12 protein-coding genes and 2 pseudogenes are annotated in these 15,839 nt (G+C 63.4%); 4 read left to right on the forward strand and 10 right to left on the reverse strand.

Annotated elements, in window-relative coordinates; genetic code table 11:
* The first annotated feature begins 3 nt into the window (after window positions 1-3).
* Window positions 4-1,599, forward strand: a complete 1,596-nt coding sequence (locus tag HMP09_RS13575; RefSeq protein ID WP_176500797.1) for an AMP-binding protein — start codon at window positions 4-6, stop codon at window positions 1,597-1,599.
* A 97-nt stretch (window positions 1,600-1,696) separates the two neighbouring features.
* Window positions 1,697-3,283, forward strand: a complete 1,587-nt coding sequence (locus HMP09_RS13580; RefSeq protein ID WP_232090286.1) for a flavin-containing monooxygenase — start codon at window positions 1,697-1,699, stop codon at window positions 3,281-3,283.
* Window positions 3,284-3,734: 451 nt separating this feature from the next.
* On the opposite strand, the gene HMP09_RS18690 is transcribed toward HMP09_RS13580, so the two are convergent.
* The 4 genes from HMP09_RS18690 to HMP09_RS13595 all read right to left on the reverse strand — a co-directional run bounded on the left by HMP09_RS18690 (window position 3,735) and on the right by HMP09_RS13595 (window position 6,979).
* Window positions 3,735-4,307, reverse strand: a complete 573-nt coding sequence (locus HMP09_RS18690; protein ID WP_197942434.1) for an SDR family oxidoreductase — start codon at window positions 4,305-4,307, stop codon at window positions 3,735-3,737.
* 216 nt (window positions 4,308-4,523) lie between these two features.
* Window positions 4,524-4,652 carry a hypothetical protein gene (locus HMP09_RS18555; protein ID WP_269473566.1) on the reverse strand — a complete coding sequence of 43 codons (129 nt, stop codon included), beginning with the start codon at window positions 4,650-4,652 and terminating at the stop codon, window positions 4,524-4,526.
* Between the two features lie 75 nt (window positions 4,653-4,727).
* The gene (locus tag HMP09_RS13590) at window positions 4,728-5,981 is read right to left on the reverse strand and encodes an MFS transporter (protein WP_197942435.1); all 1,254 of its coding nucleotides are present in this window, start codon (window positions 5,979-5,981) and stop codon (window positions 4,728-4,730) included.
* On the reverse strand, window positions 5,978-6,979 hold the full coding sequence (locus HMP09_RS13595; RefSeq protein WP_176500799.1) for an LLM class oxidoreductase: 1,002 nt from the start codon (window positions 6,977-6,979) through the stop codon (window positions 5,978-5,980). The genes HMP09_RS13590 and HMP09_RS13595 overlap by 4 nt, the downstream gene beginning before the upstream one ends.
* A 175-nt stretch (window positions 6,980-7,154) precedes the next feature.
* Here HMP09_RS13595 and HMP09_RS13600 point away from each other — a divergent pair, with 175 nt between their 5' ends.
* The gene (locus tag HMP09_RS13600) at window positions 7,155-8,063 is read left to right on the forward strand and encodes a LysR family transcriptional regulator (protein WP_176500800.1); all 909 of its coding nucleotides are present in this window, start codon (window positions 7,155-7,157) and stop codon (window positions 8,061-8,063) included.
* A gap of 303 nt (window positions 8,064-8,366) precedes the next feature.
* On the opposite strand, the gene HMP09_RS13605 is transcribed toward HMP09_RS13600, so the two are convergent.
* The 6 genes and pseudogenes from HMP09_RS13605 to HMP09_RS13630 all read right to left on the reverse strand — a co-directional run bounded on the left by HMP09_RS13605 (window position 8,367) and on the right by HMP09_RS13630 (window position 13,763).
* The gene (locus HMP09_RS13605; protein WP_176500801.1) at window positions 8,367-8,969 is read right to left on the reverse strand and encodes a plasmid pRiA4b ORF-3 family protein; all 603 of its coding nucleotides are present in this window, start codon (window positions 8,967-8,969) and stop codon (window positions 8,367-8,369) included.
* A 316-nt stretch (window positions 8,970-9,285) separates the two neighbouring features.
* A complete protein-coding gene (locus HMP09_RS13610) occupies window positions 9,286-10,329 on the reverse strand; it encodes an IS110 family transposase (protein WP_176500802.1) in 1,044 nt (347 codons plus the stop codon).
* A 79-nt stretch (window positions 10,330-10,408) separates the two neighbouring features.
* A pseudogene (gene tnpC, locus HMP09_RS13615) lies at window positions 10,409-11,919 on the reverse strand (IS66 family transposase); the annotation flags it as partial.
* Between the two features lie 55 nt (window positions 11,920-11,974).
* A complete protein-coding gene (gene tnpB / locus HMP09_RS13620) occupies window positions 11,975-12,268 on the reverse strand; it encodes an IS66 family insertion sequence element accessory protein TnpB (protein ID WP_232090883.1) in 294 nt (97 codons plus the stop codon).
* Between the two features lie 50 nt (window positions 12,269-12,318).
* Entirely contained in the window at window positions 12,319-12,681 is a 363-nt protein-coding gene (gene tnpA, locus HMP09_RS13625) for an IS66-like element accessory protein TnpA (protein ID WP_232090289.1), read from the reverse strand.
* A gap of 155 nt (window positions 12,682-12,836) precedes the next feature.
* Window positions 12,837-13,763, reverse strand: a pseudogene (locus HMP09_RS13630) (IS481 family transposase).
* A 1,470-nt stretch (window positions 13,764-15,233) separates the two neighbouring features.
* Between HMP09_RS13630 and HMP09_RS13640 the strand changes: the two are divergent.
* Window positions 15,234-15,839 (forward strand): recombinase family protein, encoded by a 606-nt coding sequence (locus HMP09_RS13640; RefSeq protein WP_176500778.1) that lies wholly within the window; start codon window positions 15,234-15,236, stop codon window positions 15,837-15,839.

Below are 15,839 nucleotides of genomic sequence, written 5' to 3' on the forward strand. Positions count from 1 at the left end.
GTGATGGACTGGAATTTCGGCGACTTGCTCGATGCCACCGCGGCCAATGTGCCCGGCGATCGTCCGGCGATCATCCGCGGAGATCGGGTGCTCGACTGGGCAGATTTCGACGCCCGGACCAATCGCCTGGCGCGGGCGATGCTGGGTGCCGGACTAAAAACGGGTGACCGCGTCGCGATCCTCGCGCGCAACATCCCCGAATTCATCGAGGTCGCCGCCGCCGCGTTCAAGGCGCGGCTGACCCACGTTAACATCAACTATCGCTACACCACCGCCGAGATCGCCTATGTTCTTGCTGATTGCGGCGCTGCGGCGCTATTCCACGAGGACGTGTTCGCCGACCGCGTCGCGCCGCTGCCGGGAATGCTCGACCACCTACAACTTGTCGTGCGGATCGGAGACGGGGGCGGCTATGCGACGATTGTGGAGGTGGGCGACGGATCGCCGCTCGGCATCGTGCGATCGTCGCAGGACGGCTATCTGCTCTACACCGGGGGCACCACGGGGAAGCCCAAGGGCGTGATGTGGCACGCCGGCGATGCGCGCCGCTCGCAGTTGGAATCGCCGATGGCCAAGGTGACGATCGCGTCGATGGACGATCATGTCGCCTATGTCCGCGGCACTGCGCCGGGCCGCGTGCTGCCCGCATGCCCGCTGATGCACGGCGCCGGGCTGAACAGCTCGATGGCGGAACTGTTGAACGGCGGCAGTGTCGTGCTGCTGCCCTCCGACCGCTTCGATGCCGAGGAATTGTGGGACGCGGCGGCGCGCGACCGCGTGACCCGCGTGCTGATCGTCGGCGACGTGTTTGCACGACCCATGGCGCAGGCCTTGCTCGACCATCCGTGTCGCTGGGACCTGTCGGCGCTGCGGCTGATCTCGTCGGCCGGGCTGATGTGGAGCCGCGAGGTCAAGGCCGCGCTGATCGACGCGCTGCCGCAGCTGACATTGCTCGATATCCTCGGCGCGTCCGAGGCGTCGGGGTTCGGCTTCGCGATCACAACCGCGACTCGGGCGACGCCGACCGGGCTGTTCGAACCCGGCCCGCAGACCGTCATCATCGACGTCGCCACCGACCGCGTGTTGCGCGACGACGAGCCGGGCGAGGGCTGGCTGGCGCGACGCCCGCCGTTCGGCGGCGGCTATTTCGGCGATCCGGCGAAGACCGCCGCAACCTATCGCACGATCGGCGGCGTCCGTTACGCGATCCCCGGCGACATGGCCGAACGCCTGCCCGATGGCCGGCTGCGGCTGCTCGGTCGCGGCAGCCTATGCATCAACACCGGCGGCGAGAAGGTGTTCGTCGAGGAGGTCGAGGAGGCGCTGAAGCGCGTGCCTGGGATCGACGACGCGATGGTCTTCGGTCTGCCCGATCCGCAATGGGGCAACAGCGTTTCGGCGATCGTGACCGCGCCGCGCGGGATCGACCAGGCCGACATCCGCGCCGCTCTCGCGACCGACCTCGCCGTGTACAAAATCCCGCGCCGTGTCATCGTCGTCGACGAGATGCCACGGCACGCCAGCGGCAAGAGCGATTACGCGCGGGCCGTCGCGCTAGCCGCCGATCACATGTCGGATAATCACGAAGCATCCGCCTGACCGCGCGTGCTTACGCAAGTGATTTAATATCGAAGACGAAACACCCGCCCGTTGGAGCGCGATCATGGCGAATGCAGTATCAACTATGCCCAAGAAAGTGGACGCTTTCGTGATCGGCACCGGGTTTGGCGGCATGTACGCGATCCACCGGCTGCGCGGAATGGGCCTCGACGTCCATGCGATCGAGGCAGGCAAGGATGTCGGCGGGACCTGGTACTGGAACCGCTATCCCGGTGCGCGCTGCGACGTGATGAGCATCGACTACAGCTATTCCTTCTCGGACGCGATCCAGCAGGAATGGACCTGGACCGAACAGTTCGCCGCTCAGCCCGAGATCCTCGCTTACGCCAATTTCGTCGCGACGACACTCGACCTGCGCCGTAGCGTGAACTTCGAGACGCGCGCGAAAAAGGTCGTCTATGACGATGCCCGCCGCCTCTGGGTGATCGAGACCGAGGCCGGCGCTGTGTTCGAGACGACTTATCTGGTCATGGCGACCGGACCGCTGTCTGCGCCCAAATTGCTCGACATTCCCGGCGCACACCGGTTCAGTGGCACGATCTACCAAGCGCAGCGCTGGCCGCACGAGGCGGTCGATCTAGACGGCAAGCGGGTAGGTGTGATCGGCACCGGATCGACTGGCATCCAGATCATTCCCGTCGTCGCCAAGGAAGCCGGCCACCTTCACGTGTTCCAGCGCACGCCCAGCTTCACGCTGCCTATGCGCAACCGGTCGCTCGAACCCGATTACGTCGCGCAGGTGAAAGCGCATTACCCCGCGCTCCGCGCGATCGCCCGTAACACCTTCACCGGCGGCGTCCGCCCGGTGTCCACCCGCCCGCTGTTCAGCGTGACCGTCGAGGAGCGCAACGCGCTGATGGAGGACGCCTGGGCCAAGGGCGGGCTCACCTTCCTGGGTCTATTCTCCGACTTGCTGACCAACCAGGCCGCCAACGACATCGTCGCCGATTTCGTCCGCGACAAGATCGGCGAGGTCGTCAAGGATCCCGCCACCGCCGAGGCGCTGAAGCCGCGCGGCTACCCGATCTTCGCGCGCCGCCCGTGCCTCGATACTGGTTATTACGAGGCGTATAATCGCGCCAACGTGACGCTGGTCGATTGCCTCACCGATCCGATCGTCGCGGTCACCGAAACCGGTATTCGCACGCAGGGCGGGGAGGTCAACCTCGACGTCATCATCGCTGCCACCGGCTATGACGGCCTGACCGGTGCGATGCTGGCGATCGACATCCGTGGTCGCGACGGCCTGTTGCTGAGCGAGAAATGGCAGGATGGCTCGCGCTCGCATCTCGGCCTGATGATGGCGGGCTTCCCCAATCTCTTCATCGTCGCCGGCGCCAACGGGCCGTCAGCGCTCGCGAATTTCGTGCTGCTCAACGAACAGAACGTCGACTGGACGTGCGACTGTATCGCGTATCTACGCGCCAATGGCTTGGCGACGATCGAACCGACTGTCGAGGCCGAGGACCAGTGGATGCACCAGGTCGCGGCGCTGTCGAGCTCGTCGCTGATGCCCAAGGCCAACACCTGGTACACCGGGGCCAACATCGCCGGCAAACCGCGTGTGTTCAGCATCTATATGGGCGGCCTGGCACGCTATCGCGAAACGTGTGCCGTCGCGGCGCAAGGCTATCAGGATTTTGTTCATGAGCCGAAGATCTAGGCTAAGTTGATCGCGCCGGTACGTCGCGGTGACTTGGTAGGTGCTGACGGCGGTCCGATTTTGTCGATCAGCCCGATTGCGGAAAGCGCGGAACCGATCGTCAACCAACTACGCGCTTTGCTGATTGATGCGTCGCCGCCAGCCTGTCGCCTTTCGTGACGGTCTGCCAAACGAACTCGCGTCCTTGCCACCCTGCCGCGGCTCCGATCGAGATCGGAGCCCTTCGCCCCGATCCAAATCATGAGCCGCGTAAACTGCCGAGGGCGACGGCGACGTTCGAGATGGGCGGCGTTGAGGCACGGCAACCGTAATCCGGGACCCCCGGGATCCAATCACGCGGACCCGGACCGCGACGCGGATGGCAGAGGCCGTTGATTTCGCCGAGCGCGGTGACCTTGACGTCGGCTCCTACCAAGGATGCGGCGTGGACAAAACCGCGCTCGAACCGGCCCTACAAAGTCACCTTCTGGTTCAGCATTACGAGGCATTTATCCTCGCCACTGGGCGCCTGACCTTGAGCCTGATGCCGCGCCAACCGGCGCGCCCGGCGGCTTCGACACGATCTCGGAACGGAAAGGAGCTGATCTCGATTGGAGAACCCGGGTATACGTCGCCGGCGAGCGTCCAATAGGCAGCTAGCAGATCGGGGACGCTCATTGCGCAGTAAATTCGCCATCGACGAGCAACTCGACGCCCGTGATGTAGGAGGCGAGATCACTCTGTAGAAACAGACGGCGTTGGCGATCTCCTGAAGCTCGCCGAGCCGGCCCAGCGGGGTATTCTGGACGATCCCGTCGGTCAGAGCCGCGTCCTGATGCTCGATTAGCGGTGTCCTGATGATTCCGGGGCGGACGGAGTTCACCCGGACGCCGTCTTTTGCATAGACTGCCGCATTCTTGGTCATCGTACGTACCGCGCCCTTGGAGGCTTGATAGGCCGCGACGCCGCCGACCCCCCACATCGAGGAGATATTAACGATCGAGCCTTTGCCGACCTCCCTCATGGGAGCGAGCGCTGCGCGCATGCCAAGGAATGGCCCGGTCTGATTGATCGCGATCGTTCAGCCCCATGCCTCGACGCTCAGACTGTCGATGGGCTCGTGGGAACCGACGATCCCGGCGTTGTTGACGAGTATGTCGAGCTAGCCATGCGCCACGAGAATATTATCGATGGCGTTGGCCCAGTCGGTTTCGGATGTGACGTCGAGCTTCAGCGGCAAAATTCGGTCCGCTGAATAGGCCTATTTCAAGTCCACTATTTCCTCAGCGAAGACGGTCGCGCCAGCCGCCGCCAGCGTCTCAACGGTAGCGTGGCCGATCCCCATTGCGGCATCCGTCACGAGCGCAATTTCGTTGTTGAGGCAGTTCATTTGAAACTCCTTCACCAGTACTGAGGAAAGACAGTCGTGGTACCTGAGCGGATCTGACCATGGTCCGTTCGTCGGTTAGGCCGTGGCAGCTACCGACGTGTGCGATGGCTTGTTTCTCTGACCCACCCAGCCGGACAGGAGGGCCAGAATGAGAGCACCGGTCGACAGAATGGCGCCGGCCCAGTTCGGTGCGGCATAGCCGAAGCCTAGCGTGATAACCGTGCCGCCCGCCCAGGCGCCAATCGCGTTGCCGAGGTTGAACAAGCCGATGTTGACGGCGGAGGCGAGGTTGGGTGCACCCGCCGCTCTGGCGTTGTCGGTCACGAGTTTCTGGATAGGGGCGACGGTGGCAAATCCGAAGACCGACATCAGGAAGATGCAGACTGCGGATCCGATCTGACTACCTGCCAGAAAATAGAAGGCCAACAAGACGACCGCCTGTGCCGCCAGCGTCACGTAGAGCAGAGGCATCAGCGCCCGGTCCGCGAACTTTCCACCGAGAATGTTGCCGACAAAAAGACCTGCGCCGAACAGCGACAGCAACCAAGTGACTGCGCTGCCCGTGTAGCCCGCCACGTCGGTCATCATCGAAGCGATGTAGGTAATCGAGGTGAAGAACGCCGCCGGCCCCAGGATCGTAATCCCCATAGCGAGCAGGACGCGGATGTCGGTGAAAGCCGCCAACTCCTGCCGCAGTTGAGGCGGTTCATGGCGCTCGGCACGCGGCACCAGCATGATGACGCCAGCGATGGCAACGATGCCGATTGCCGTGATCGCGAGGAACGTCGCACGCCATGACACGGTCTGCGCCAGCCACGTCCCGGCGGGCGCGCCGATCAGCGTGGCGAGGGTCAGGCCCGTGAACATGAAGGCGATGGCACTGGTCCGGCGACCCGGTGCGACGAGGTCGGCCGCCATGATCGAGCCGATGCCGAAGAACGCGCCATGCGTCAGCGAAGTAATGACACGCCCGAGGAGAGCCACCGCGAAAGACGGCGCCGTCGCGGTGATGACGCTTCCTACAATGAAGAGGACAAGCAGCCAAGCAAGCATGGTCTTCTGAGGAAGCTTGCCACCCAGGATGATAGTGATGGGAGCGCCGAAGAAGACGCCGAGCGCATAGCTGGTCGCCATATTCCCGGCCATCGGGATCGAGATGCTGAATTCCGCGGCGATGCTGGGCAGAAGCCCTGCGATGACGAATTCGGTGGTCCCGATGCCGAACGCGGCGATCGCAAGGGCCCAAAGTGCCGCAGGCATTGCGTCCCCTTTGGAAGGGGCGGTTTCACATTGACGATCGGCTTGTGAGCCGAGATTGCCACTGCTCATGTTGCGAACTCCGGTAAGACATGGTCGGCCATTTCGGCGATAGCGTCGGCGAAAGGCCGTTGCAGAGGCTTCATGTGAAGTGCGACGTGGTTCACGCCTTCGTCCCGTTGTCGCTTCCAATGGTCGATCAGAGCGTTGCGCCCGCCCCGCATGGTCGACTGCTTGAACTCCAGCGAGGCATTTGGATCAGCGAGGAGATCGAACATGGTGCCGTAGCCATATGGTCGGAACCGACCTTCGCTGCCGCTCCGCCAGTTTGCGATGACGGACGCGAGCTTGGCTGGATCGCTCAGATGCCAGAGCCACCCATCGGTATTGTTTCCCAACCAGCCGAAGTCTTGACCAGCGCGCCCGATGGCGATGATCGGCAGACTAGGTGCAACGGGCTTCGGCAGCATGTCCAACCCGCCGTCCAATGCTCCGTAGAAGCGCGAAAGGTGCTGCGGAAAGGATTGCTCGGTCGCGGCGCGGATCACGCCGAGCGCATCCCGATAGCGTTCTACCCGGTTGCCGATGTCGCTTCCGAACGCTGCAAACTCGGAAGGTCGATCGCCGGTGGCGAGCCCTAGGATAAAGCGACCATTGCTCAGCCTATCGATGCTCGTGGCCTGCTTGGCGACGATTAACGGATCACGCAGCGGGGACACGATGCCGGCAGTGCCGATCGCGATACGGCGCGTGCTTGCGGCGAGCCATCCCGCGTAAACCATCGGATCGACGACCTGGCCCGTATCGCCGAAGCCAGGATCGTAGAACGGAACGTCACGAAGCCAAATCGCGGCAAAGTCCGTTTTATCGACCAGGCGAACCGCCTCGGCATGGCTATCGAGCGTTGGCCACGGCAATCCCGCGTAAGGCTCGAGCGGCGCTACCAAGCCGAATGTGAGACGATCAGATTTGAATACGCTGGAGTAGCCCGGATGCTCCTGAATAGACTTGAGATACGGCAGGCTCGCTATCGGAGGCCTATGGATGTCGGCACCTGCAAACGAGGTCATGCAGTCGCTCAAGACCGGCGCCCCGACAGGTGAAGGCATAGCGGTTCTGATGCTGAGATCGGGGCGGCCATTTGCGTGCTCCTTGAGACTTCGACTTCCAAGGCACCTATCTAGTACAAAGCGGTGGAAAGATTTATAGGCTGCAATTCCGAACAATGCCGCCTATCAAGCTCCAATGTCTGATCCGGTTGAAAGTCTTGGTGCCCTTCGAGGCTTCGTTGCCGCTGCCGACGCGCGCAGCTTCAAAGCCGCGGGGCAGGGGCTGGGTGTCTCGTCCTCGGCAATCGGTAAGATGATCGCGAAGCTGGAAGCCCAGCTCGCTACCACGTTGTTCCACCGGACGACGCGTACGATTTCTTTAACAGAAGCGGGCAGCCTGTTCCTGGTTCGTGCTCGTAATATGCTCGACGAACTCAAGGCCGCGGAGACCGAACTCGCGGCGGCGTCTGGTATGCCGCAAGGGCGCCTGAGAGTCGGCCTTCCTCTCTCCGGCTCGCTGCTGACCAAGGCGTTTGCGACGTTCGTCGCCGAACATCCCCTCGTCGAGCTCGAACTCGACTACAGTGATCGCCTCGTAGACGTCATCGACGAGGGCTTCGACGTTGTCATTCGCAGCGGCGACACGGGCGACTCTCGGTTGCTGCACAAGACGCTCGGCCGGTTCCGGTGGCGGCTCGTGGCGTCGCCAGCCTATGTCGGAAGGCACGGTCAGCCTATGACGCCTGAAGATCTGACTTCCCATATTTGCCTGCGGCAGAAACTCTCCTCCGGCGTCAATTTGCCTTGGGTGCTTCGGTCGGCGCCCAGACTCGTGGTGCCCGTCAGTCTGACCTCGAGCGTCATCGATCCGTTGCTCGACCTCACGCGCGCTGGCGCCGGCATTGCGCTACTCCCGGACTTCCTGCTGCGAGAAGCATTCGCGGAGGGTTCGCTCGTGCCCATTCTGGAGGACGAGATGGAGCATACTGGCGTCTTGACGATGTTGTGGCCGGCCAGTCGTTTCCGAGTGCCGAAGGTGCGTGCATTCGTTGATTGGATCGCGCATTATATCCATGCCCGCGACCCCAAAACGGGCCAATCGTAGAAGCGAGATTTTCGAGCGGATCGGGCGCGATGCGGCCCTTGCGTCCGACGGTCAAGTTCCTTTCAAGAAGGTCCTCGGCCTGGTGGAATCGATGGGAATGTCAGGCATCTAGAAAGCCAGGTTAACCGATTGTACGAGGAGATCGACGTCCGGCCGCGCTTAGCGGCTCGCTGTGGATCGCGGAGGCTGGCGATTCACAGGAGGCTTCGCGCAATGTCGTTAAAAGCCGGGTCAGACTGCTGTCCGGATTAAAGCCAATCTGACCGTCGATGAAAGGGTAAGCGTGGCCGGGAGGCCGCCTTGCTATTGAGTTCGGCTCTTCAGGTAGGCGATCTTTCCGGCATGGCGGCGGCTGGCGATGGCGGCGAGGGCGCGTCGGGTGAAGCGTTCGTCGATGCCGTCGGCGTTGTAAGGGCCTCCGTACCATTCGCGTAGACGGTGGTACTCCTCGTGGACGGGGTCGGCCATGGCATCGAGGAACATCTCGAAGCCGGGTAGTCCCCCTACATCCTCCGGCGGACAACGTCGCTCGCCATCGACAAAGCGAGGATATTGCTGGTCTGGTTCACCGGGGCCGATGCTTTCTACGGTGATGGTGTGCCGCCAGTCATCGCCCATGTCGTAGGTGTAGAGGAGTTCCCGCACGCCGCGGTCGAGGAGCGTCGCGAGCTTGACGTTCCTCGCCGCAGCCATGCCGTTGTCCGGCCATGCCGGGTCGGGCACGCCATAGCGCCGATCTCCGGCCTCGAAATTCCACAGGTGGTAATTTTCCCAGCCCATGGCGGCCTGGATGATGTCATGGAGCATCTTCAGGCTGGCAGTGACCGGCACGTCGACCCGGCGCCAGATGGTGGGTTCGATGTCGTTCAGGACGATATGGACGCGGGCGATGGTTTCGGCGGTCATGCCGCCATTCTGGCAGGTTCGCCTACCCAGTTCCATATGTGGACGGCTCCCTCTTGCAAGGTTCGAGTGGAAAATTCGATCGGATCGTTTGCTTCCATATGTCCGGCCTTTGGGTGCGACCGCTCACGGTCGCTGGCCAAGATGGTTTCCGCGGTGTGTGTTCCAAACACGGCAGCGGCCTGCGACGGCCACTGGAACTGACGGAGTGTCACACGCCTCGGATCGATCGATCGCACCATCTACTCTCTTCATGCAAGATCACGGATCAGCTCAGTTCGATAGCGTCAGTTTTCTGCTGATCGTTCCTGGCCAATTCTTATGCTGCTACCGCGGTTAGCGCGGGCGGCGCGACGCCTCGGTATCGCTCGCCGCTCACCATGAGCTTCCAAGCGATACGCGCCACTTTATTAGCAACGGCAACCGCGACTAGCTTGGGTGGTTTTCGCCCGATCAACCCGAGAAGCCATGGCGTGAGATTTCTGCCTCGCCCGTTGCGGGCGTGTTGAACGACCGCAGTAGCTCCAACCACGAGCGTGCTTCTGAGAAGCTCATCACCAGCGCGCGTGATTACGCCGTGTCTCGTCTTGCCGGCGGTTGAGTGATTTTTGGGGGTCAGGCCCATCCAAGCCGCGAAATCCCGTCCGGACTTGAACAGATGCGGATCGGGGGTTTTCATCATCAGCAAGGTCGCCCCGATTGGCCCCACGCCGGGAATTTGAGCCAGTCGCTGGCTACATTCATCGCTGCGATGCCACGTCATCAACTTCTCGTCGATCCGCTCAATTTCTCGCTCAAGTTGCGCGTGTTCCTTTCCCTGAAGCGCGAATAGTTCGCGCGCTAATTCTGGGATTGTTTCATCCGCCGCTATGCGCTCGAGAAGCGGTATAACGCGACACGCGCCGGTCGCTGCGGTGATACCGAACTCAGCACCATACCCTCGTATTGCGTTGACGAGCTGAGTGCGCTTCTGGATGAGCCTCTCCCGCACTCCAACCAACATGAGCGCCGCTTGTTGTTCGGCGGTCTTTGCTGGAACGAAGCGCATCGTTGGGCGGCTCACTGCTTCGCAGAGAGCTTCGGCATCCGCCGCGTCATTCTTGCCGCGCTTGACGTAGGGCTTCGCCAATTGTGGTGCGATCAGCTTCACCTGATGCCCGAGCGACCCGAGAAAGCGTGCCCAATGGTGCGAACTTCCGCATGCCTCGATAGCGATGACGGTGGGCGGTAGCTTTTCGAAAAAGCGAACCATCTCCCGGCGCGTCAGCTTTTTGCGAAGCACCGGCCTCTCTGCTGCATCGACGCCATGTAGCTGAAAAACGTTCTTTGACGTATCCATACCGATGCGAGTAATTTCCTCCACGGGCGGCTCCTCTGGTTGAGTTTTTCAACGAACTCACTCTGGCACATCGCGATGCCGTTGGGAGCCGTCCACACCAACACGGCAGGAGTTCATCCCAGCGGCTGGCGGGCCAGTCATAGGCAATCCTGGCGATGACGTCGGCGATATAGGCCTGCGGGTCGACGCCGTTGGCCTTGCACGTCTGGATGACGGTGTAGATGGCGGCGGCACGTTCGCCGCCCACGCGCGAGCCGGCGAACAGCCAGTTGCGGCGGCCGATCGCCACACCGCGCAGCGCGCGTTCCGCGATGTTGTTGCCGATCTCCAAGCGGCCGTCGTCGAGGAAGCGGGTCAGCGCCGCCCATCGCTTGGTGCCATAGGCGATGGCTTTGGCCATGTCACACTTGGGGGACAGGCGGCGCAGCGCTGCGTCGAGCACCTCGCGCAGGGCCTCGATCAGCGGTTTGCTGTGTTCCTGACGTGCCCGGTGCCGGATATCCGGCGGCTGGCCGCGCACCTCGGCCTCGACGGCATAAAGCGCGCCGATCCGCTCGAGGATGTCGGTGGTCAGCGGCGTGGCGGTGCGCTCATGCAGGTCAAAGACCTTGCGCCTGAAATGCGCCCAGCAGGCCACCTCGGTCACGCCGCCCCGATACAGCCCGTCATAGCCGGCATAGGCATCGGCCTGGAGGAAGCCGCGGAAGCCGGCGAGATGCGCCAGGAGGTGCGCGGCGGTGCGGTCGGGCGTGAAGTGATACCAGGTTGCGCGCGGCGCGGTGCTGCCCGAGGCCTGGTCGTCGGCCGCATATACCCATAGCCGCCCGGTGGCGGTCTTGCCGCGACCGGGGTCGAGCACCGGCACCGGCGTGTCGTCGGCATGGATCTTGTCGGCCTTGAGGACTTCGTCGCGTATGCGGGCGACGAGGGGATCGAGCAAGGCTGCGGCCTGTCCGGTCCAGCCGGCCAGCGTCGAGCGGTCTATGTCGAGCCCCTGCGTCGCCATCATCTCGGCCTGGCGATAGAGCGGCAGGTGGTGATCGAACTTCGATACCACGACATGCGCGAGCGTCGCGAAACTGGCCTTGCCGCGCGCGACGGCGCTGGGCGGCGCGGGTGCCTGGACGATCTTTTCGCAGACCCGGCAGCTATTTTGGGGCGGATGTTGCGTGCCACCCGCCAGCGCACCGGCACGATGTCGAGCATCTCATACGCGTCCATGCCCAGCCGGCGCAGCGCGCCGCCGCAATCCGGGCAGGTGCAGGCGCCCGAGGCCGGCTCGTGGACGACGTCCTAGCGCGGCAGATGCTCTGGCAGGCTGCGGACCGGCACCGGCCGCGACGCCGTCTCGGACGGGCGCTCCTCTTCCGGCGCCGCGTCGCGCTCGGCCTCCAGTTCTTCCAACGCCAGTTCGAGCTGCTCGACCTCGCGGCCCAGCTTCTCGGACGAGGCGCCGAACTGCATCCGCCGCAGCCGGGCGATCTGCCCGCGCAAGCTGTCGATGAGCAGATCGCGGGCGGCGAGCGCGGCATTGGCCCGGGCCAGCAACGCCTCCAGCGCGGCGATCCGCGCGGTGGCATCAGCAGGGAAAACGGGCGCTTCCGACACCAGCATTTCCTAGCAGATCGTAGCGCTTCGGGCGAGCAAAAGCGACGCAAGACCGCCGGCTTCATCCCGCCAGCGTCGGCGTGCAGGTCCGCTCCGGGCGGCGCCAGTCGATGCCCTCCAACAGCATCGACAATTGCGCTGGCGTCAGCACCACCGTGCCGCTCGCCGCCACCGGCCAGACGAAGCGGCCCCGGTCGAGCCGCTTCGAAAACAGGCAAAGGCCTTGCCCGTCGAACCAGAGCAGCTTGATCAGATGCCCGCGCTTGCCCCGGAACGCGAACAGCGCGCCCGAATGCGGGTTTTGCGCCAGCACTTGCTGCACCAGCACCGCCAGCCCGTCGAAGCCCTTGCGCATGTCGGTCACGCCGCACGCCAGATATACCCGCGTCGGCAACGGCGCCGGGCTCACCGCAGCACCGACAACACCCGCGCCAGCGCATCCGCATCCACCTCGCCGTCGACACTGATCCGAACGCCGCTGGGCAACTCGATATCGATGCGCTCCGGCGCGCATGGCACCGGCCGTGACGCCGGCACGACCGGCTGCGCGAGCTGAACCTCGGCAAACACCGGCAGCGACGGCGTGGCGCCGGCCAGCTTGCCTTCGCGCAGTTGCTTGCGCCACGTATAGATCAGGCTGCTCGACACTTCGCGCAAAGCGATAACATCGCAGACCCTAGCCCCAGGCCGGAACGCTTCGGCCAGGATCTCCAGCTTCTCCGCGTCTGACCATCGCCGCCGGCCCGACACCCGGCCGACTATTTCCATACGACCAGTCATACGAGCGCTCGTATGACTGGTCGTAGAACCCGAAACTTCCTGCACCAACACCACCCTCGTCACTGGCGGCAAGCGTCCCGGCTATCGACGATGCCGCAAGGCGGCCTGATGAATACGCTTACATGGAAGGTGCGCCTAGTTGTTTAGGTGTTTAGTCCCGGCATTTGGTTGATCGAATCAATGATGAACCTATCGGGCTCTGACGTCCAGATTTTGTGATGCATTCGTAAGGCGTGAGGCCACTGAGCGTCTTGAGCCGGCGGGCGAAATTGTAAGCCGCTATGAGTCGGCGAGGTGCACCCGCAATTGCTCGTGGTTCTCGTAGTGAAAGCGTTTGACGGTCGCTTCCTTAATCGTGCGGTTCATCCGCTCGACGTGACCGTTGGTCCAAGGGTGGTTCGGCTTGGTGAGCCGGTGCTCGATATCGTTCGCCTCGCAGATCATGTCGAAGCGCATCTGCCGCGACCAGGCAGTGTTACGAATGCGCGGTTGCTCGGCGAACTGGATGCTGTTGTCGGTCAGGGTCGTGTGAATGCGGTAGGGCACAGCTTTCAGCAGAAGTTCGAGGAACTCCCATGCCGTCCGCCTGGCAACTTTATCGACGAGCTGGGTGACCGCAAACTTGCTGGTGCGGTCGATGCCGACGAACAGGTAGAGCCCTTCGACAAGCTCAGGAGAGCCTTGCCTTCGGCAGTCTGAACCTCGGCGATATCCATCTGGAAGAAGCCGATCGGGTAGCGCTTGAAGCGCTGTCGCTTCGGCTTGTCCCCCTCGATGTCCGGAAGACGGGATATGCCATGACGCTGCAGGCAGCGGTGCAGCGCTGACCGTGTCAGATGCAGGATCGACGGCTGCAACGCATAGAGGCAATCGTCGAGCAGCAGTAATGTGTGACGCCGGAATGCGACGACCGCTGCCTCCTCGGCTTGGGTCAAGATCGTGGAGTGAGGGGCCTTCGGCCCGGTCTTCAAATCCTCGCTCGTCGCCCGCTTCCACCATTTCGCCACCGTCTTCGGGCTGATCCCAAGCTCCCGGCTCAGCGTCGAGAGCGAAGCTTGCGATCGCTGTATTGCTGCTCCGACGACGTGCGTGGTCGTCGATCACCACGCCATCGCGACGCAAGGTGCGTCGGACCACGGGCAGAAAGTCGATCAGGAATGCACGCGGATCACGCGGCGTGGGCGGTGCCCGGCCTTCAGTTGCAAGTGCGCGCACACCTTCCTGATAGCGCCGCAGCGGCACCTCGCCGTCCAGCCCGGCATGAGGACGTAGATGGTAGAGCTTGGCGATGGCGACGGCCAACCAGCGTTCCAGTTCTGCGAGCGTCAGGCACGCCGCCCTGTCGCTGTCGTAGCGTCCGCGCTGCATGACGTTGGAAAAGGTCGTGCCCGGCAGGGCATGGACCAGCTCCATCAGCGTGCCGATCACTCGTTCCACGACACCACCGACCTGCGGTCGCCCGAGCGGTCGCCAGTCGATGGTGATGTCGTGCTGGGCGCACCCGCGCTCCAGCGCCTCCGAATGAAATTCGGTCGCATTGTCCACGCCGATGCGGCGTGGGCGCCCCATGACCGGCCAGTCCGCATCGATTTCAATGGCTTCCAACCAGTCCCGCTTGTCCGACGCGACATGTGCCAGACACAGGCCGACGCTCGTCGAGGAAGGCGCTTCCAGTGTGACGTGGAAACCGGCGATGCAACGGCTGAAGACGTCGATCGCGACGGTCACCCATGGGCGCCCGATTGGGCGGCGCTCGATCGGATCGACCAGGATAAGGTCAACCGGCGTATGGTCGATCTGCACCATGTCGAGGGGTGCCTGCGCGGTTACGGTCGACCCCAGCACCGCTTCCGGCACATCCACGTCGCCACGTTGGCGGCGGTCTTCCATGGACAGCGCCGCAATCCGCCGCCTGACCGTTCCCGCCGATGGCGGCCGCACATGCTGCGCGCGGGCGCGCTTGCGCACCTCGACCACGATGCTTGCTGCCGACAGCCGCTGCGGCGTCAGATACAGGTCGGACACCGCTTCGCGGATCAGGGTATCGCGGCGCTCCGCGATGCGCGCTTTCCCACGTCCGCCACTCGATCTGCCCCGGAGCATCGCGGTCAGCGTACCGCCGCCCTCCCGGCATTTGCGAAGCAAGCGATACACCTGTCGTTCGGTCACGCCCAAGGCGGTTGCCGCCATGCGTGCCTGATCGCGAGAACATGCCGGTAAGTCCGCCAGCGGACGCAGCACAGCCGCACGCCGCTCCGCCTCCTGCCACAAAGGCTCGGGTATCAGGCTCAGGTCCGGGGCATCACCATCCGCCATCTGCCGACATCCACTTCGAGAGAAGTGTAAGCTGCCGACATCGACTCCGATCCCAGCGACATCGACTATGGCAAATGCGGGCACCGTTTAGCAAGCGAGCCAACCCACGGCTGACATCGACTTCGGAAACTGACACCACCCTCCGAAAAGCCCCGTATTTCGCACGACAAACCCTGTCGGACCGCTAGGATGCGCGACAACGTCTATTTCGGGGTTTGTCGCATATGCTGGTCGGTTACATGCGGGTCTCCACCAACGACGATCGCCAGTCGGTCGATCTGCAGCGTGACGCGCTGCTCGGCGCGGGTATCGACGAGCGGCATCTGCACCAGGATCGCGCCTCGGGCGTACGCGACGATCGACCGGGCCTGAAAGCGTGCATGACCGATCTGCGCGAAGGCGATGTGCTCGTCGTCTGGAAGCTCGATCGGCTCGGCCGGTCGCTGTCGCACCTGATCCGCATCGTCGAGGAACTGAAACAGCGCGGCGTTGCCTTCCGGTCGCTGACCGAAGCGATCGACACCACGAATGCGCATGGCAGCTTCCTGTTCAACCTATTCGGCACGCTCGCCGAATATGAGCGGGCACTGATCACCGAGCGCGTCAACGCAGGACTCGCCGCGGCGCGTCGACGTGGCCGCAAGGGCGGCAGACCGCCCACGATCGATGCTGAGAAGATCGACCAGATCCTGGCGGCGCTGGAGGGCGGCACCAGCAAGGCCTCGATATGCCGCAGCTTCAAGGTGCCGCGCTCGACGTTGATCGACATGCTGAAGCGGACCGGGTGGGCCGGGGCCGGGGCGGCCGACAAGCCTGCGATCACCGGCTGA

The organism is Sphingomonas sp. HMP9 (assembly GCF_013374115.1).
Taxonomy (GTDB): domain Bacteria; phylum Pseudomonadota; class Alphaproteobacteria; order Sphingomonadales; family Sphingomonadaceae; genus Sphingomonas.